The following is an 18,382-nucleotide window of genomic DNA, read 5'->3' as shown; positions in this document are numbered from 1 at the left end:
GAATGGGTTCGGTTCGCGTAGCCATCGTCGGCGTGGGCAACTGCGCCGCCTCGCTGGTGCAGGGCGTCGAGTACTACAAGGACGCCGACCCGGCGGGCAAGGTGCCGGGGCTGATGCACGTCCAGTTCGGCGACTACCACGTGCGGGACATCGAGTTCGTCGCGGCCTTCGACGTGGACGCGAAGAAGGTGGGTCTCGACCTCGCCGACGCCATCGGCGCCAGCGAGAACAACACCATCAAGATCTGCGACGTGCCGAACAGCGGCGTGACGGTCCAGCGCGGCCACACCCTGGACGGTCTCGGCAAGTACTACCGCCAGACCATCGAGGAGTCCGCCGAGGAGCCGGTCGACGTCGTCCAGGTCCTCAAGGACAAGCAGGTGGACGTCCTCGTCTGCTACCTGCCGGTCGGTTCCGAGGACGCCGCGAAGTTCTACGCACAGTGCGCCATCGACGCCAAGGTCGCCTTCGTCAACGCCCTCCCGGTGTTCATCGCCGGCACCAAGGAGTGGGCCGACAAGTTCACCGAGGCCGGTGTGCCGATCGTCGGCGACGACATCAAGTCGCAGGTCGGCGCCACCATCACGCACCGCGTCATGGCGAAGCTGTTCGAGGACCGGGGCGTCATCCTGGACCGCACGATGCAGCTGAACGTCGGCGGCAACATGGACTTCAAGAACATGCTCGAGCGTGAGCGGCTGGAGTCCAAGAAGATCTCCAAGACGCAGGCCGTCACCTCGCAGATCCCCGACCGGGACATGGGCGAGCGCAACGTCCACATCGGTCCCTCCGACTACGTCGCGTGGCTCGACGACCGCAAGTGGGCCTACGTCCGCCTCGAGGGCCGTGCCTTCGGTGACGTGCCGCTGAACCTCGAGTACAAGCTCGAGGTGTGGGACTCCCCGAACTCGGCCGGTGTCATCATCGACGCCCTGCGTGCCGCGAAGATCGCCAAGGACCGCGGCATCGGCGGCCCGATCCTCTCCGCGTCCTCGTACTTCATGAAGTCCCCGCCGGTCCAGTACTTCGACGACGAGGCCCGCGAGAGCGTCGAGAAGTTCATCCAGGGCGAGGTCGAGCGCTAAGACCCCCAAGGGAGGCCCGTCCTCCAGGTGTTGAGGCCCCCGTGGCGCATGCCCGGGGGCCTCACCCGTGTGTGAGGCTTGCTGCCATGCCTGCCGTACGTGATCTGCGCGTACTCCTGCGCCTGACGAACTTCCGCCGTCTCCTCGCCGTACGCCTCCTCTCCCAGGGTGCCGACGGCGTCTACCAGGTCGCGCTGGCCACGTACGTGGTCTTCTCACCGGAGCGGCAGGCGTCACCCGCCGCGATCGCCTCCGCCATGGCGGTCCTGCTGCTCCCGTACTCCCTGGTCGGCCCGTTCGCCGGTGTGCTGCTCGACCGCTGGCGCCGCCGCCAGGTCCTGCTGTACGGCAACCTCCTGCGCGCGCTCCTCGCCGCGGGAACCGCACTGCTGATCCTGGCGTCGGTACCCGACTGGGTCTTCTACGCCTCCGCCCTCTCCGTGACCGCCGTCAACCGCTTCGTCCTGGCCGGGCTCTCCGCCTCCCTGCCGCGCGTCGTCGACGGGGACCGCTTGGTGGTCGCCAACTCCCTGTCCCCGACCGCGGGCACCCTGGCCGCCACCGCCGGGGGAGGGCTGGCCTTCCTGGTGCGGCTGGTGGCCGCGGGCTCCGACTCCGCCGTCGTCCTCCTGGGAGCCGCCCTCTACCTGGCGTCGGCGCTGGCCTCCCTCCGCATGGGCCGCGATCTGCTCGGCCCGGACCCGCACGCCACCGTGCCGCGGATCGGTGCGGCGCTGGCCTCGACCGCCCGGGGGCTGTGGAGCGGTCTACGGCACCTGTCGGAGCGCCGGCCCGCCGCGCGGGCACTGGCCGCGATGGCCCTCGCACGGTTCTGCTACGGGGCGCTGACCGTGATGGTGCTGATACTCAGCCGGTACGCCTGGACGTCGGGGGAAGCCGAGGGACTGGCTCTGCTGGGGCTCGCGGTCGCCGTCTCCGGTGCGGGGTTCTTCGCCGCGGCGGTGGCCACCCCCTGGGCGACGGCCAGGTGGGGCGTGGACGGCTGGATGGCCCTGTGCGCCGGGGCGGCGGCGGTTCTGGAGCCGGCCCTGGGGCTTCCGTTCGCTCCGGCGACCACCATGATCGCCGCCTTCGTGCTCGGCTTCACCACCCAGGGGATCAAGATCTCCACGGACACGGTCGTCCAGAGGACGGTGGACGACACGTATCGCGGGCGGATCTTCGCCCTCTACGACATGCTCTTCAACGTCGCCTTCGTCGCCGCTGCCGGCGTGGCTTCCCTCCTGCTGCCGCCGGACGGACGCGCCCCGCTGCTGGTCCTCCTCGTCGCCGGGCTGTACACGCTCTGCGCCGTGGCGCTCGCCCGCCGGCGACACGCATGACCGAGGGGCGGTGTTTCACGTGAAACACCGCCCCTCGTACCGGCTCCCGTCGCCATGTTTCACGTGAAACGTGACGGGTCGGAGATCAGGCCCGGGCGGCCCACCACTCCTGGAGGGCGGCCGCGGCGGCGTCGTGCCCCATCGGGCCGTTCTCCAGCCGGAGCTCCAGGAGGAACTTGTACGCCTGTCCCACCACGGGGCCCGGCGGGACGCCGAGGACTTCCTGGATCTGGTTGCCGTCGAGGTCCGGACGGATCGCGTCCAGCTCCTCCTGCTCCTGGAGCTGCTCGATGCGCTGCTCCAGCCCGTCGTAGGCCCGGGACAGCGCGCCCGCCTTGCGCTTGTTGCGGGTCGTGCAGTCGGACCGGGTCAGCTTGTGCAGCCGGTTCAGCAGGGGCCCCGCGTCGCGGACGTAACGCCGGACGGCGGAGTCGGTCCACTCGCCGGTGCCGTAGCCGTGGAACCGCAGGTGCAGCTCCACCAGCCGCGAGACGTCCTTGATCATCTCGTTGGAGTACTTCAGCGCGGTCAGGCGCTTCTTGGTCATCTTCGCTCCCACCACCTCGTGGTGGTGGAAGGAGACCCGCCCGTCCGGCTCGAAGCGCCGTGTACGCGGCTTGCCGATGTCGTGCAGGAGCGCCGCCAGCCTCAGCACGAGGTCGGGGCCCTCGTCCTCCAGGTCGATCGCCTGCTCCAGCACGATCAACGAGTGCTCGTACACGTCCTTGTGCCGGTGGTGCTCATCGCTCTCCAGGCGCAGCGCGGGCAGCTCGGGCAGCACCCGGTCGGCGAGACCGGTGTCGACGAGCAGCGTCAGGCCCTTGCGGGGGCAGGAGGAGAGGACCAGCTTGTTCAGCTCGTCCCGCACCCGCTCCGCGGAGACGATGTCGAGCCGTTCGGCCATCCCCATCATCGCGGCGACGACCTCGGGAGCCACCTCGAAGTCCAGCTGGGCGGCGAAGCGGGCCGCGCGCATCATCCGCAGCGGGTCGTCGGAGAAGGACTCCTCCGGGGTGCCCGGGGTGCGCAGCACCCGCTCGGCGAGGTCCTCCAGCCCGCCGTACGGGTCGATGAACTCCTTCTCGGGCAGGGCGACGGCCATGGCGTTGACGGTGAAGTCACGACGTACGAGGTCCTGCTCGATCGAGTCGCCGTAGGACACCTCGGGCTTGCGCGAGGTGCGGTCGTACGCCTCGGAGCGGTACGTCGTCACCTCGATCTGGTAGCCGTCCTTCTGCGCTCCCACGGTGCCGAACGCGATCCCGACCTCCCAGACCGCCTCGGCCCAGGGCCGGACGATCTTCAGTACGTCCTCGGGACGGGCGTCGGTGGTGAAGTCGAGATCGTTGCCGAGCCTGCCGAGCAGAGCGTCCCGCACCGAGCCACCGACCAGGGCGAGGCGGAACCCCGCATCCTGGAAACGGCGGGCGAGGTCGTCGGCGACCGGTGACACGCGCAGCAGCTCACTGACCGCGCGGCGTTGCACCTGGCTCAGGGCAGTCGGGTTGTCTTCGTTGGCGTTCGGCACAACAGAACAGGGTACGTGGCCCCGTCACGGGCGGCCTCCTTGATTTCACGCGCTCCGCCGCCCTTCCCGGACGATCTCGCGGGCCACTCCGCAGCACTGTGCCGTGCCGCATCTCGTTACCATGCGTGGACGCAAGGACCGACATGGACCGACGGCACCAGACGACGAGGGACGGACGAGCGCGTGGCCGAGGCGGCAGACTTCCAGGGCACCGATCCCTTCCCTGCCCGCCGCTGGCTGCGGCGGGCGGTGGCGGCCGCCGCCGCGGTCCCCCTCCTGGCCGGGTTCGTGCAGCTGCCCGTCGCCGCCGCGGTGGTGCCGGCCGCGACCGTGGCGGCGGCGAAGGACTCCCGCACCGTCGCTGTGTCTCTGGACACACTCACACCGAGTGCGCCGGTGAAGGGGGACACCCTCACACTGAGCGGCACGGTGACCAACACGGGCAAGGAGACGGTGACCCAGGCGCAGGTCGACGTGCGCCTCGGTGCTCGTCTCTCCAGCCGCGGCGCGATCGAGGACGCCGCGCGGCGCACCGGCCTCTCCCAGGGCAGGGACGGGAAGCCCCTGGGCGGCGCGTACCTCGTGAGGATCCCGGAGATCCCGTCCGGCACCAGCCGCGAGTTCACCCTGGCCGTTCCGGTCGACAAGCTCGGCCTCGACGACGCCGGCGTGTACCAGCTGGCCGTCTCCCTGTCCGGGCGCACGCCGAGCGAGCCGTACGACCAGCCGATGGGTGTCGACCGGACCTTCCTGCCCTGGCAGCCGGCCGCCACGAAGAGCAAGACGCAGGTCACCGTCCTGTGGCCGCTGATCTCCTCGTCCCACCTCTCCGCCGAGACGGGGTCCGACGACCAGCAGACGCCGGTGTTCGAGAGCGACGACCTCGCGGCGGAGCTGGCGCCCGGGGGCCGGCTGGAACGGATGGTCACCCTCGGCGCCGAACTGCCCGTCACCTGGGTCGTCGACCCGGACCTGCTGGCCACCGTCGAGGCGATGACCCGCGACTACCAGGTCAGGAGCGAGGACACCGCCGTCGCGGGCAGGAACCAGGCCGTCGCGAAGCAGTGGCTGAACTCCCTGGACAAGGCCGTGCAGGGCGACAAGGTGGTCGCGCTGCCGTACGGCGACCCGGACCTGGCGTCGCTCGCCCACCGGGGCAAGCGCGTCTCGGGCTCCCTGAGCCACCTGCGGCCGGCGACGGAGCTGGCCGAGTCGACGGTGGAGACGATCCTCCACGTGAAGCCGTCCGTCGAGTACGCCTGGCCCGTGAGCGGGGCCGTCGATCCGTCGATCGTCGATGTGGCGACCTCGGCCGGCGCGGACAAGGTGATCACCCGCAGCGACAGCATGCGGGAACACCTCTCGTACACGCCGAACGCGGCCCGGCCGATCGGCGGCGGGACGACCGCGGTCGTCTCCGACATGGTCCTGTCCACCGCCTTCGAGGGCGACATGTCCCGCGCGGGCGACTCCACGGCGGCGGTCCAGAGGTTCCTCGCGCACACGCTCGCCGTCACCCACGAGCGGCCGGGCACCGCCCGCAGCATCGTCGTCGCCCCCCAGCGCATGCCGACGGTCTCCCAGGCGGAGTCCATGGCGAGCGCCTTGCGGGTCCTGGGCTCCGAGCGCTGGTCGCAGGCCTCGGACCTGGTCACCGCCACGGCCGCCAAGCCCGACTCCAAGGCGACGACCATCGTGCCGCCCGCCGGGAAGTACCCCAGGGCGCTCAGTCGGCGCGAGTTGCCGGAGGCGGTGTTCCAGCAGGTCCGCAGGACGCAGGGCGACCTGGAGAACTTCCAGGTCATCCTCACCGCCGCGGACCGCGTCGTCACGCCGTTCGGCAACGCGATCAAGCGGGAGATGTCCACGTCGTGGCGCGGCCGCCCCCAGGAGGCCGCCGAGTACGGCAAGGGAGTGCAGGCCCACCTGGAGAGCCTCGCCGACGAGGTGAAGCTGATCGACAAGTCGGACCTGACGCTCTCGGGGCGCAGCGCCACGATCCCGGTGACCGTGCAGAACAAGCTGGTGCAGGGCGTCGAGCACCTGGTGCTGAGACTGGAGTCGAGCAAGCCGACCCGTCTGAAGCTCAACGGCGGTGAGGCCGTCGCCGAGCTCCCGGTCCGGATCGAAGGCGGCCACAGCCAGTCCGTGAAGTTCACGGCCTCCGCCAACGCCAACGGCCCCGTGCCCCTCGAGGCGCAGCTGTACACGGAGGACGGCCGGCCCTACGGCCCCAGCATGAAGTTCACCGTCAAGGTCTCCGAGATCACCTCGACGGTGATGCTCGTCATCGCCGGAGGCGTGCTGCTTCTGGTCCTCGCCGGTGTCAGGATGTACAGCCAGCGCAAGCGCGCCGCGGCACGGGCCGACGACGCCGACGCGGCTGGCACAGCCGAAGAGGGCGAAGAGGCCGCAGAGGCCGATCCCGCCCCACCGGTCGCGGAGAGCGACGATCCGGTGCAGCCGAGTGACCCCGCGACGGACACCGGACCGCAAAGCACCGACCCGTCGGGCCCGGGTGAGAAAGTGGAGCATTGAGCGATGTCGTGGCCGGCCGGCCGGGGACGATGAGGTGGGGTAACCATGAACGCGCCGTACGACGGTGACCGCGGCCAGGGCGCGGGCGGCGGCAGTACGCCTCCGGGCGGCACCCCGGCCACCCCGGCACCGGGACAGGTGCCGCCCGCCGACTCGTCGACCCCGCACCCCCCCTACGCGCAGGACCCCTACGCACAGGACCCCTACGTCCAGGACGCCTACGCCCACGACCCGTACCGCTCCTACGACCTCTCCTCGCAGGACCCGGTCGACGAGGTCCTGTACGACCGGGCCGCGCACCCGCCGCCCCCGCCCGGCACCTACGAGGAGCCCGGCCCGCTCTACCAGCAGCCCGCCGCCCCGCAGTACGCCCCCGACCCCCGGGTGTGGGCGCAGACGCCGCCGCCGGAACCCGCCGGCCCGTCCCGCCACCTCCCGTACGGCGACGACGCCCGGACCGTGCAGTTCACCGGCGTCGACGACCTGGTGACCCACGCCGCGGAGGAGAAGCCGGCCCCCGACGCCTTCGCGCACCTGTACCGGGACCAGCAGCCCCAGGGCCAGTCGGTGGCGACCGCGCCGGTCCCCGAGCCGGTGGAGCCGGAGGTGCCCGCGGAGCCGGTGGCGCCCCCGCCGCCGAAGAAGTCGGGCGGAAAGGCCTCCGGACTGCTGAAGTCCAGTGCCGTGATGGCGGCCGGCACCCTGGTGTCGCGGCTCACCGGCTTCCTGCGGAGCCTGGTGATCACCGGTGCCCTGGGAGCGGCGACGCTCGGTGACGCGTTCACCGTCGCCTCCACGCTCCCGACGATGATCTACATCCTGACCGTGGGCGGCGGACTCAACTCGGTCTTCGTACCGCAGCTCGTCCGCTCGATGAAGAACGACGAGGACGGCGGCGAGGCGTACGCCAACCGGCTGCTCACCCTGGTGATGGTCGCCCTCGCCGTGATCGTGGGCATCGCCGTGTTCCTGGCGCCCCTGCTCGTCCACGCGATGTCGCCCACCATCGCCGACGACCCGGACGCCAACAGCGTCGCCGTCACCTTCGCCCGGTTCTGCCTGCCCACCATCTTCTTCATGGGCGTTCACGTGGTGATGGGTCAGGTGCTCAACGCCCGCGGCAGGTTCGGCGCGATGATGTGGACGCCGGTCCTCAACAACATCGTCGTCATCTTCACGTTCGGCCTCTTCATCTGGGTGTACGGCGCCTACTCCGAGACGAAGATGGGCGCCGACGTCATCCCCGACGAGGGCGTCCGCCTGCTCGGCGTCGGCATGCTGCTGGGCCTCGTCGTCCAGTCGCTGGCGATGATCCCCTACCTGCGCGAGGCGGGTTTCCGCTTCCGGCCGCGCTTCGACTGGAAGGGCCAGGGCCTCGGCAAGACGATCAGGCTGGCCAAGTGGACGGTCCTGTTCGTCCTCGCCAACCAGGCCGGCGTCGTCGTCGTCACGCAGCTCGCCACGGCCGCCGGAAAGGCGTCCGGCGCGGACGGCGCGGGCATCCTCGCCTACTCCAACGCCCAGCTGATCTGGGGCATGCCGCAGGCCATCATCACGGTCTCCGTCATGGCCGCGCTGCTGCCCCGCATCTCGCGTGCCGCCCACGACAACGACCCCGGCGCCGTCCGGGACGACATCTCGCACGGCCTGCGCAACTCGGCCGTCGCGATCGTCCCGGTCTCCTTCGGCTTCCTCGCGCTGGGCGTGCCGCTGTGCACCCTGCTCTACGCCTCCAGCGGCACGGAGGCGGCCACCGGCATGGGCTTCATGCTGATGGCGTTCGGCCTGGGCCTGATCCCGTACTCCGTCCAGTACGTCGTCCTGCGGGGCTTCTACGCGTACGAGGACACCCGCACGCCCTTCTACAACACCGTCATCGTGGCGATCGTCAACGCCGCCGCCTCCGCCGTCTGCTACTTCGTGCTCCCCGCCCGGTGGGCCGTCGTCGGCATGGCCGCCAGCTACGGCATCGCCTACATGGTCGGTGTGGGCGTCGCCTGGCGGCGGCTGCGCAACCGGCTGGGCGGCGACCTCGACGGGGCCCACGTCGTACGGACGTACGCGCGCCTCTCCATGGCGTCGGTCCCCGCGGCGCTGGCTGCGGGTGCGGTCGCGTGGGGCCTCCTCACCCTGCTCGGGATGGACGCGCTGGGCTCCCTCGTGGCGCTCGTGTCCGGTGGAGTCGTACTGATCGGCGTGTTCTACGTGGCGGCCCGCAAGATGCGCATCGAGGAGCTCAACGCCATGGTGGGCATGGTCCGGGGCCGTCTCGGCCGCTAGAACACGGAACTGCCGCACAACCATCGCCGCCCGCCGCGTGTCGTGCATGGCGGTGGACTGTGGGCACAATTGGCATGGCTGTTGGATATGGCGCATCGAATGGGGAGGCAGGAACGACGGTGGCGGAACGTAGCACGGCTGCCGTCGACGTGGCCGACAACAGCGGCGACGACCCGCTGACCGCCAAGGCGGACAGGACCACGGCCGACGGGGCGGAAGCGCAGGACGCGACGGACATGTCTTCCCTGAACACGAACGGCGGCCAGGAAGCCGGCGACGATCCCGCCATCAAGTCCCCGGAGCTGCACAGCGGGCACAAACTCGCCCGCCGCTACCGGCTCGAGGAGTGCGTCACCCGACTGGACGGTTTCAGCAGCTGGCGGGCCGTCGACGAGAAGCTGCGGCGCGCCGTCGGCGTGCACGTCCTGCCCGCCGACCACCCGAGGGCCCGGTCGGTCCTGGCGGCGGCACGCTCCTCCGCGCTGCTCGGCGACCCCCGGTTCGTCCAGGTCCTCGACGCCGTCGAGGAGAACGACCTCGTCTACGTCGTGCACGAGTGGCTGCCGGACGCCACCGAGTTGACCACCCTGCTCGCCGCCGGCCCCCTGGAGCCGTACGACGCCTACCAGCTCGTCAGCCAGGTCTCCCAGGCGATGGCCGCCGCGCACCGCGAGGGCCTGGCCCACCTGAGGCTCACGCCGAGCGCCGTGCTGCGCACCTCCACCGGCCAGTACCGGATCCGCGGCCTCGCCGTGAACGCGGCGCTGCGGGGCATCAGCGTCGACCGCCCGCAGCGCACCGACACCGAGGCGATCGGCGCGCTCCTCTACGCCGCGCTGACCCAGCGGTGGCCGTACGAGAACGACGCCCACGGCCTGTCCGGGCTGCCCAAGGGCATGGGTCTGATCGCGCCCGACCAGGTACGGGCGGGGGTCCACCGGGGTCTGTCCGACCTCGCCATGCGCGCCCTCGTCAACGACGGCGCGACCGCGTCCCGCCAGGAACCCCCCTGCACGACACCCGACGAGCTCGCCAAGGCCGTCGCGGCCATGCCCCGTATCCGCCCTCCGGAGCCCGCCTTCCCGCCCGTGCCGGAGTACCAGCACACCACCTACCAGCAGGGCACGTACGGCCAGCACCAGAGCGCCGCCGCCACACAGCCGGTGCTCGTGGCGCCCGCGCCCCTGGAGAGCCGCACCGGCAAGGCGCTGAAGTGGGCCGTCTCCGCGCTGCTGATCGCCGCGCTGGGCCTCGGCAGCTGGCAGGTCGCCGACCGCCTCCTCGACCAGGGCGGCACGAACAACGGGCCGGGGGCGACACAGCCGTCCCCCGGCGCCTCGATGGACGACAAGCCGGCCCGTCCGCTGCAGCCGCTGAAGATCTCCGATGCCCGGGAGTTCACGCCTGGAGGATCCGGTATACAGCTCGACCAGGTGGAGAACGCCGTCGACGGTGACTCCCAGTCGGCGTGGATCACTCCCGAGTACCACGGCTACGCCAACTTCGGAAACCTGCCGAACCGCCAGGGCGGCAGTGGCATCGTGGTCGACCTCGGCAGCGAGCAGAGCATCTCCCAGGTCCGTGTCGGCCTGTACCGGAGCGGCCAGAAGGTGCAGCTCCGCGCCGCGGGGGAGGGAGCCATGGGGTCCAGTTCGCTGTCGGACTTCCCCCGGCAGCTGTCTCCGCTGAAACAGGTCGACGGGAACCTGGACGTGAAGCTGGACAAGCCCGTTCGTGCTCGCTACGTGCTGGTCCACATCACAGAACTCCCCACGGACGGCTCGCCCGGGAGGTTCCGCGGCGGTATTTCCGAAGTCCAGGTCCTGGGCTGACCGCCGCCCCGCACGAGGATCGTCGTGCCGTCGGCGCTCGAGCAATCGGAGGGAGGTCGCATGGGATCGGGTTCGGGGCAGGAGCTTGGTGACGCGGACCTGCTCGCTCGGCATGTCGCGGGTGACCCCGACGCCTTCGGCGAGCTGGTACGGCGCCATCGCGATCGGCTCTGGGCAGTGGCGCTGCGCACGCTCGGCGACCGCGAGGAGGCCGCCGACGCCGTCCAGGACGCCCTCGTCTCGGCGTTCCGGGCGGCCCACACCTTCCGCGGTCAGTCCGCTGTCACCACCTGGCTGCACCGCATCACGGTCAACGCCTGCCTGGACCGGGCTCGCAAGGCCGCGTCGCGCCGGACGGCACCCCTGAACGACACGGAACGGCTGGAGCAGCTCCTGGAGCCCCATGAGTCGGCCGAGGAACCCGCCGAGCGACACGACCTGCATCGTCAGTTGCTGGCCGCCCTGGCGACGCTTCCCACCGACCAACGCGCCGCCCTGGTCCTCGTCGACATGCAGGGCTACGCGGTGGCCGAGGCGGCCGAGATCCTCGGAGTGCCCACCGGAACCGTGAAGAGCCGCTGCGCACGGGGCCGTGCCCGTCTCGCCCCCGTACTCACTCATCTGCGCGGTGATCCCGTGGATAACACCGGTACCGGCGGGGGAAGGAACCGGACGCCGGGGACATCCGTCCCACCGGCGTCGGGACCAACGGATCCAGGACCGAGCGGTCCTGCTGCTGTGAAGGGCGGAGGTGGACGCGCGTGACACCCACCGCCGACACGACTCGACACCCGGACGTCTCGGAGATCTCCGATCTCACGGAAGGCATCCTCCCGCCGTCCCGTACCGCGGACGTACGTCGCCATCTCGACCGCTGCGACCTCTGCGCCGACGTCCGCAGCTCCCTGGAGGAGATCCGCGGCCTTCTCGGCACGCTGCCGGGCCCCGCCCGCATGCCGGTGGACGTGGCGGAGCGTATCGACGCCGCGCTGGCCGCCGAGGCGCTCCTCGACGCGACCGCCCCGGACGGCGCCGCGCCCGTTTCACGTGAAACCAGGCAGAAGACCACCGAGCCGGACCCCGCCAGGCCCAGGAAGCCGGAACGCCCCGCGTCCGCGCCGGCCGGTCGGCCCTCGGGTTCCACCGGCCCCGGACGCATCCCCGCCCGCCGCCGCCGGGGTGCGGTGGTGAGCGCCGCCTGCAGCCTGGCGGCGGTCGGCCTGGGCGTCCTGTTCCTCCAGGCTGCGAACCAGAACGGCGACGCACCCGGCGCCTCCTACGCCGACAACACCACGGCCTCCGGTGACACCCGCTTCTCCGGATCCACGCTCACGGACAAGGTGCGGTCCCTGCTCGCCTCCCCCAAGCGGTCCTACGTCGCCACGTCCCCGCGTCTCCAGACGGAGGGCGAGCCCCCGGCCACCGCCAACCCCATGATCGAAAGAGCGGTTCCCCCGCTCCCCTCCTGCGTACGGCAGGGGATCGCCCGGAACGAGCAGCCGCTCGCGGCGGAGCGGGGCGACTACCAGGGACGGTCCGCCTATCTCGTGGTGCTTCCGCACCCCCGTACCGAGACACAGGTCGACGTCTACGTCGTGGACGCTTTCTGCGTGACGGCGAAGAACGCCTCCGACCCTGCGGACGTGCTGCTCAAGCAGTCCCAGCCCCGTCCCTGACGGACGCGCCTGAAGCCACACGGTTCCACGGGAATGCGCGCCCCGTAGGATCCGTTGGGTGGGGTGAGAGTCTTGACCCGGCCCCCGTAGGCAGTAGGCAGTCTGCAGAGACGAGGAAGAAACCCGTGAGCGACGTCCGAAACGTGATCATCATCGGCTCCGGGCCCGCCGGTTACACGGCAGCGCTCTACACCGCACGCGCGTCGCTGAAGCCGCTGGTCTTCGAGGGCGCCGTCACCTCTGGTGGCGCCCTGATGAACACGACCGACGTGGAGAACTTCCCCGGGTTCCGTGACGGCATCATGGGCCCCGAGCTCATGGACAACATGCGGGCCCAGGCCGAGCGCTTCGGCGCGGAGCTCATTCCGGACGACATCGTCGCCGTCGACCTGTCCGACGACATCAAGACCGTGACGGACACCGCTGGCACGGTGCACCGCGCCAAGGCGATCATCGTGGCCACCGGCTCCCAGCACCGCAAGCTCGGTCTGCCGAACGAGGACGCCCTCTCCGGCCGCGGCGTCTCGTGGTGTGCCACCTGTGACGGGTTCTTTTTCAAGGACCACGACATCGCCGTCGTCGGCGGTGGTGACACGGCGATGGAGGAGGCGACCTTCCTCTCCCGCTTCGCGAAGTCGGTCACGGTCGTGCACCGCCGGGACACCCTGCGCGCCTCCAAGGCGATGCAGGAGCGTGCCTTCGCCGATCCGAAGATCAAGTTCGCCTGGGACAGCGAGGTCGCGGAGATCCACGGCGACCAGAAGCTCAGCAGCCTCACCCTGCGCAACACCAAGTCGGGTGAGACCTCGGAGCTGCCGGTGACGGGCCTGTTCATCGCCGTCGGCCACGACCCGCGCACGGAGCTGTTCAAGGGACAGCTGGAGCTGGACGACGAGGGCTACCTGAAGGTGGACGCGCCGTCGACCCGCACCAACGTGAAGGGCGTCTTCGCCGCCGGTGACGTCGTCGACCACACCTACCGCCAGGCCATCACGGCCGCAGGTACGGGTTGCTCCGCCGCGCTGGACGCCGAGCGCTTCCTCGCCGCCCTCGCCGACACGGAGAAGCTGGCCGAGCCGGAGAAGACCCCCGCGGTCTGACCCTCGATCCCCCACCCACACCCCGCACAGCGAAGGAGGCCACCGTGGCCGACCTCAAGGAAGTGACCGACGCCTCGTTCGAGGAGGCCGTCCTCAAGAGCGAGAAGCCCGTACTGGTGGACTTCTGGGCCGCCTGGTGCGGTCCGTGCCGCCAGATCGCCCCGTCCCTGAAGGCGATCGCCGATGAGTACGGCGACCAGATCGAGGTCGTCAAGCTGAACATCGACGAGAACCCGGCGACTGCCGCGAAGTACGGCGTCATGTCGATCCCGACCCTGAACGTCTACCAGGGTGGCGAGGTCGCCAAGACGATCGTCGGTGCCAAGCCGAAGGCCGCGATCGTCCGCGACCTGGCCGACTTCATCGGCGACGAGGCCACCAAGGCGTGACTCCGCCTCTGTTTCACGTGGAGCGCCGTTTCACGTGAAACACGAACGGCCCATCCCTTCGGGGGTGGGCCGTTGTCGTGGGAGGGGTCAGAGCGGGCGCAGCGCCGGCTCCTTCTGGACGGCACCGAGCAGACGGTCCAGAGCCAGCTCCACGTCCTCCTTCCACGACAGGGTGCTGCGCAGTTCGAGCCGCAGCCGCGGATAGGCCGGGTGGGGGCGTACGGTCTTGAAGCCCACGGACAACAGGTGTTCGGCGGGCAGGACGCAGGCCGGTTCCTTCCAGCGGGCGTCCCCGAACGCCTCGATGGCCCTGACCCCGCGCCGCAGGAGGTCCTTGGCCACCGTCTGCACCATCACCCGCCCCAGCCCCTGACCTTGGTAGCCCGGAGTGATCCAGGCCGTCATCAGCTGGACGGCGTCGGAGGACACGGGGCTGGTCGGGAAGGCCGTGGAGCGCGGCACATAGGCGGGTGGCGCGTACATCACGTACCCCACGGGGACCTCGTCCACGTAGACGACGCGGCCGCAGGAGCCCCAGTCGAGGAGGACGGCGGAGATCCAGGCTTCCTTCTCGAGTTCCGGTCTCCCGGCCTTGACGGCGGCTTCGCCGCTGACGGGGTCGAGTTCCCAGAAGACGCAGGTACGGCAGCGCTTGGGGAGGTCCGGAAGGTTGTCCAACGTGAGCGGTACGAGCCGACGTCCCATGAAGGTTGTCCCTCACTTCCTTCGCCTGCCGCGCCACGGGCGGCGGATGCGCATACCTGAACGCATCGTATCGATCGGGTGATGACTCACATACGGGAAAAGACCAAAGGGCGGACCTCGCTCCGGTGAAATCCGGAGCGAGCCCGCCCTCCGTGTTCTGCCCTGCGGTGCGGGTCAGCCCTCGCTGTCCGCGTCCGACTCCTCGGAGAGCCCCTTGTCGAGGACCCGTCCCTCACCGGGGGCGAGGGTGCCAAGGATCCGGTTCAGATCCTCCATCGAGGCGAACTCGACGACGATCTTGCCCTTCTTCTGACCGAGGTCCACCTTCACCCGGGTCTCGAAGCGGTCCGAGAGCCGCGTGGCGAGTTCACTCAGCGCCGGAGAGACCCGGGCGCCGGCACGAGGCCCCTTCGCCTTGGCGGCCTTGCGGGGCTCGGAGGCCATCAGTGTGACGATCTCTTCGACCGTGCGGACGGAGAGTCCCTCGGTGACGATGCGGTGCGCCAGCTTGTCCTGCTCCTCCGGGTCCTCCACGGACAGGAGGGCCCGCGCGTGACCGGCCGACAGCACTCCCGCGGCGACCCGGCGCTGCACCGGAGGCGAGAGCCGGAGCAGACGCAGCGTGTTGGTGACCTGGGGGCGCGACCGACCGATGCGGTCCGCCAGCTGGTCGTGCGTGCAGCTGAAGTCCTTCAGCAACTGGTCGTAGGCAGCCGCCTCTTCCAAGGGGTTGAGCTGCGCCCGGTGCAGGTTCTCCAGCAGGGCGTCCAGCAGCAGCTTCTCGTCCTCGGTCTCACGGACGATCGCCGCGACGCGCTCCAGGCCCGCCTCACGGCAGGCCCGCCAGCGGCGTTCACCCATGATCAGCTCGTACCGCTCCGGGGCGACCCGACGGACGACGACGGGCTGGAGCAGACCCACCTCCTGGATGGAGGTCACCAGTTCGGTGAGGGCGTCCTCGTCGAAGACCTGCCGGGGCTGACGCGGGTTGGGCGTGATGGAGTCCAGCGGCAGCTCGGCGAAGTGGACGCCGGCCGGCATCTCCGCCGCAGGACCGCCCTCGGCCTGCTCCGGCAGCGCGACACCGCTGTCGGCGGACGTCGCCTGGGGCAGGGTCGCCACCTTGGCGGCGGCGATGCCCCGTTCCGTTCCCAGCGGCGGGATGGCGGTGGGCGAAGTGGACGCCGTTCCGACCGAAGTGGTCTGTCTCTCCTGCGGAGCAGCGGGGATCAGTGCGCCGAGCCCACGTCCCAGCCCCCTACGTCGCTCACTCACTGGTTCCCCTCCGACATGCTGTGCTGACTGTGCTGATACTGCTGGCCGCCCGTGTGGGCGTGCTGGGCGTCATAGTGGACGCCCACCCCCCGGAGGGCGATCTCGCGGGCGGCTTCCAGGTAGGAGAGCGCGCCGCTGGAACCCGGGTCGTACGTGAGGACCGTCTGCCCGTAGCTCGGGGCCTCCGAGATGCGGACCGAGCGCGGGATGCTGGTGCGCAGCACCTCGTCACCGAAGTGGTTGCGCACCTCCTCCGCGACCTGTGAGGCGAGCCTGGTCCGGCCGTCGTACATGGTGAGCAGGATCGTCGACACGTGGAGGTCCGGGTTGAGGTGGCCCCGCACCAGGTCGACGTTGCGCAGAAGCTGCCCCAGGCCCTCCAGCGCGTAGTACTCGCACTGGATGGGGATCAGCACCTCCGCGCCGGCCACCATGGCGTTGACGGTGAGCAGACCCAGCGACGGCGGGCAGTCGATGAGGATGTAGTCCAACGGCTGCTCGTACGCCTGGATCGCCCGCTGAAGCCGACTCTCCCGCGCCACCAGCGACACCAGCTCGATCTCCGCACCGGCGAGATCGATGGTGGCCGGGGCGCAGAAGAGGCCTTCGACGTCCTGGACCGGCTGCACCACATCGGAGAGCGGCCTGCTGTCCACGAGGACGTCATAGATCGAGGGCACCTCCGCGTGGTGGTCGATCCCCAGCGCGGTGGACGCGTTGCCCTGCGGGTCGAGGTCGATCACGAGGACGCGCGCGCCGTGCAGCGCGAGGGACGCGGCGAGGTTGACCGTCGTGGTGGTCTTCCCCACACCGCCCTTCTGGTTGGCGACGACCATGATGCGGGTCTGCTCCGGCCGGGGAAGGCCCTCACCGGCCCGCCCCAGCGCCTGGACGGCCAGCGGGGCGGCGGATCCCATGGAGGTGTCATCCAGCGGGGGATACGTTTCACGTGAAACGTCGTCCCCGGACGATTCGGTACGGGGACCGGGGACCGGGTCGGTCATCGGTCCCGCGATGTTGGCGTCGGACCGCAAGGATTCACTCTCCTCGGCTTCAGGCTCGCGATGAACAGAGCCTGCCATGGTTTCGGGGTGGTGAACCAGCGAGGCCCGGCGTTCTGTGGAGGAACCCACTCCTGTGGACAACTCTGTCGCCCCGTGGAGGGGCCTATGGCGTCGTGGCGTGGCAGCCTCATGGCCACGGCTGAAGATTCCCTGCAGCAGTGAGCGACGTTTCACGTGAAACACGATGCACGCGCCGCAGGGTCAGAGCGCCACGACACTCTGAAACAGGCCGTATGAGGACCAAAGCACCCTCAGCGACGACGTCGCGAGGGCCTCGCGGCCTTCGCTCGCTTGGCGGCGAAGCGGACACCGCCGGGGCTCTCCCCGACCTCGACACGGACCACGGTGGACATCGGGTCGACGACGCCCTCCCCGACCTGCAGCACGGACGTACGGACGACCCCCAGTTTGCTGAGGGCGGCGCGGGCGCTCTGGATCTCTTCCTCGGCCGTGTCCCCCTTCAGCGCGAGCATCTCGCCGTAGGGACGCAGCAGAGGCACGCCCCAGCCCGCCAGGCGGTCCAGCGGAGCGACGGCGCGGGCCGTGACCACGTGGACCGGGGGGAGCTTGCCCAGCATCTCCTCGGCACGACCGCGCACGACGGTCACGTGGTCCAGCCCCAGCAGCTCGACGATCTCCTGGAGGAAGTTCGTCCGGCGGAGCAGGGGCTCCAGCAGCGTGATCTTGAGATCGGGCCGTACGAGTGCGAGCGGAATGCCGGGCAGGCCGGCCCCGGAGCCCACGTCGCAGACGGTGACCCCTTCGGGCACCACCTCGGAGAGCACCGCGCAGTTCAGCAGGTGCCTCTCCCATAGCCTCGGCACCTCACGGGGGCCGATGAGGCCGCGCTTCACTCCCGCGTCCGCGAGCAACTCCGCGTACCGGACCGCTTCCGGGAAGAACTCACCGAAGACCGTGTGCGCCTCCTGGGGCGCAGGGGGAAGTTCCTCTGCCTCGGACACGGGAACCGTCCTTCCTACCGCACTGGGTGGCTGACTATCAGGCTGACAAAGATCGGCCCCGCCTGCGAACAGACGGGGCCGACACTACGAGGGGGTCAGGCGGGGAGCACGACGACGAAGCGCTGCGGCTCCTCGCCCTCGGACTCACTGCGCAGGCCGGCGGCGGCGACCGCGTCGTGGACGACCTTGCGCTCGAAGGGGCTCATCGGCTTCAGCTTCACGGGCTCGCCGGTGTTCTTGGCCTCGTCCGCGGCCTTGACACCCAGCTCGGTCAGCTCGGCACGCTTCTTGGCGCGGAAGCCGGCGATGTCCAGCATGAGCCGGCTGCGGTCACCGGTCTCGCGGTGGACCGCGAGACGCGTGAGCTCCTGCAGCGCCTCCAGCACCTCACCGTCACGGCCCACGAGCTTCTGCAGATCGCGGCTGCTCGTGTCGCTGATGATCGAGACCGCGGCGCGATCCCCCTCGACGTCCATGTCGATGTCGCCGTCAAGGTCGGCGATGTCGAGCAGGCCCTCGAGGTAGTCAGCCGCGATCTCGCCTTCCTGCTCCAGGCGGGTCAGGGTGTCGCCACCCTGGGCGGCGGACGTGGTGCCTTCCGTCAC

Annotated in this window: 15 protein-coding genes; 9 read left to right on the top strand and 6 right to left on the bottom strand. The window is 70.4% G+C overall.

The genetic code is table 11. The annotated features are described in order from the left end of the window. Positions 1-2 precede the first annotated feature (2 nt). Both IE106_RS16115 and IE106_RS16110 read left to right on the top strand, forming a co-directional pair. Entirely contained in the window at positions 3-1,085 is a 1,083-nt protein-coding gene (locus tag IE106_RS16115; RefSeq protein ID WP_189534487.1) for an inositol-3-phosphate synthase, read from the top strand. Between the two features lie 86 nt (positions 1,086-1,171). Then, complete coding sequence (locus IE106_RS16110) at positions 1,172-2,428, top strand: MFS transporter (RefSeq protein WP_189534485.1); 1,257 nt, start codon at positions 1,172-1,174, stop codon at positions 2,426-2,428. An 85-nt stretch (positions 2,429-2,513) separates the two neighbouring features. Here the strand turns inward: IE106_RS16110 and IE106_RS16105 are convergent, their stop codons facing one another. Beyond that, positions 2,514-3,956: a CCA tRNA nucleotidyltransferase gene (locus IE106_RS16105; protein WP_189534482.1), complete on the bottom strand. Its 1,443-nt coding sequence runs from the start codon at positions 3,954-3,956 to the stop codon at positions 2,514-2,516. 183 nt (positions 3,957-4,139) lie between these two features. On the opposite strand from IE106_RS16105, the gene IE106_RS16100 reads away from it, so the two are divergent. From IE106_RS16100 to trxA, 7 genes are all read left to right on the top strand, one after another. Then, a complete protein-coding gene (locus IE106_RS16100; RefSeq protein WP_189534480.1) occupies positions 4,140-6,494 on the top strand; it encodes a DUF6049 family protein in 2,355 nt (784 codons plus the stop codon). Positions 6,495-6,539: 45 nt separating this feature from the next. Beyond that, positions 6,540-8,774 carry a murein biosynthesis integral membrane protein MurJ gene (murJ, locus tag IE106_RS16095; protein WP_189534478.1) on the top strand — a complete coding sequence of 745 codons (2,235 nt, stop codon included), beginning with the start codon at positions 6,540-6,542 and terminating at the stop codon, positions 8,772-8,774. 119 nt (positions 8,775-8,893) lie between these two features. After that, positions 8,894-10,606 carry a protein kinase family protein gene (locus IE106_RS16090; protein ID WP_189534476.1) on the top strand — a complete coding sequence of 571 codons (1,713 nt, stop codon included), beginning with the start codon at positions 8,894-8,896 and terminating at the stop codon, positions 10,604-10,606. 60 nt (positions 10,607-10,666) lie between these two features. After that, positions 10,667-11,371: an RNA polymerase sigma factor SigM gene (sigM, locus tag IE106_RS16085; protein ID WP_189534475.1), complete on the top strand. Its 705-nt coding sequence runs from the start codon at positions 10,667-10,669 to the stop codon at positions 11,369-11,371. Continuing rightward, on the top strand, positions 11,368-12,282 hold the full coding sequence (locus IE106_RS16080) for an RsmA family anti-sigma factor (protein ID WP_189534473.1): 915 nt from the start codon (positions 11,368-11,370) through the stop codon (positions 12,280-12,282). The genes sigM and IE106_RS16080 overlap by 4 nt, the downstream gene beginning before the upstream one ends. 125 nt (positions 12,283-12,407) lie before the next feature. After that, a complete protein-coding gene (gene trxB, locus IE106_RS16075; protein ID WP_189534471.1) occupies positions 12,408-13,382 on the top strand; it encodes a thioredoxin-disulfide reductase in 975 nt (324 codons plus the stop codon). Positions 13,383-13,426: 44 nt separating this feature from the next. Continuing rightward, a complete protein-coding gene (gene trxA / locus IE106_RS16070) occupies positions 13,427-13,771 on the top strand; it encodes a thioredoxin (RefSeq protein WP_189534469.1) in 345 nt (114 codons plus the stop codon). A gap of 87 nt (positions 13,772-13,858) precedes the next feature. On the opposite strand, the gene IE106_RS16065 is transcribed toward trxA, so the two are convergent. The 5 genes from IE106_RS16065 to IE106_RS16045 form a co-directional block, all read right to left on the bottom strand. Beyond that, complete coding sequence (locus IE106_RS16065) at positions 13,859-14,476, bottom strand: GNAT family N-acetyltransferase (RefSeq protein ID WP_189534467.1); 618 nt, start codon at positions 14,474-14,476, stop codon at positions 13,859-13,861. A 174-nt stretch (positions 14,477-14,650) separates the two neighbouring features. Next, positions 14,651-15,751 (bottom strand): ParB/RepB/Spo0J family partition protein, encoded by a 1,101-nt coding sequence (locus IE106_RS16060; RefSeq protein ID WP_189534465.1) that lies wholly within the window; start codon positions 15,749-15,751, stop codon positions 14,651-14,653. Beyond that, positions 15,748-16,833, bottom strand: a complete 1,086-nt coding sequence (locus tag IE106_RS16055) for a ParA family protein (RefSeq protein WP_189534462.1) — start codon at positions 16,831-16,833, stop codon at positions 15,748-15,750. The genes IE106_RS16060 and IE106_RS16055 overlap by 4 nt, the downstream gene beginning before the upstream one ends. Positions 16,834-17,066: 233 nt before the next feature. After that, positions 17,067-17,777 carry a 16S rRNA (guanine(527)-N(7))-methyltransferase RsmG gene (rsmG, locus tag IE106_RS16050; protein WP_189534460.1) on the bottom strand — a complete coding sequence of 237 codons (711 nt, stop codon included), beginning with the start codon at positions 17,775-17,777 and terminating at the stop codon, positions 17,067-17,069. 95 nt (positions 17,778-17,872) lie between these two features. Next, on the bottom strand, positions 17,873-18,382 hold the full coding sequence (locus tag IE106_RS16045) for a Jag family protein (protein WP_189534458.1): 510 nt from the start codon (positions 18,380-18,382) through the stop codon (positions 17,873-17,875).

The sequence above is a fragment of the Streptomyces roseolilacinus genome, from assembly GCF_014649335.1.
Lineage (GTDB): Bacteria > Actinomycetota > Actinomycetes > Streptomycetales > Streptomycetaceae > Streptomyces > Streptomyces roseolilacinus.
Note: the sequence above shows the minus strand (reverse complement) of the source record. Positions and strands in the feature narration are given on the sequence as shown.

What these genes read in the sequence shown, in the direction of transcription:
- IE106_RS16115 (WP_189534487.1), top strand. Translation starts at nt 3, where the DNA reads ATGGGTTCGGTTCGCGTAGCCATCGTCGGCGTGGGCAACTGCGCCGCC.
- IE106_RS16110 (WP_189534485.1), top strand. Translation starts at nt 1,172, where the DNA reads ATGCCTGCCGTACGTGATCTGCGCGTACTCCTGCGCCTGACGAACTTC.
- murJ (WP_189534478.1), top strand. Translation starts at nt 6,540, where the DNA reads ATGAACGCGCCGTACGACGGTGACCGCGGCCAGGGCGCGGGCGGCGGC.
- sigM (WP_189534475.1), top strand. Translation starts at nt 10,667, where the DNA reads ATGGGATCGGGTTCGGGGCAGGAGCTTGGTGACGCGGACCTGCTCGCT.
- IE106_RS16065 (WP_189534467.1), bottom strand. Translation starts at nt 14,476, where the DNA reads ATGGGACGTCGGCTCGTACCGCTCACGTTGGACAACCTTCCGGACCTC.
- IE106_RS16055 (WP_189534462.1), bottom strand. Translation starts at nt 16,833, where the DNA reads ATGGCAGGCTCTGTTCATCGCGAGCCTGAAGCCGAGGAGAGTGAATCC.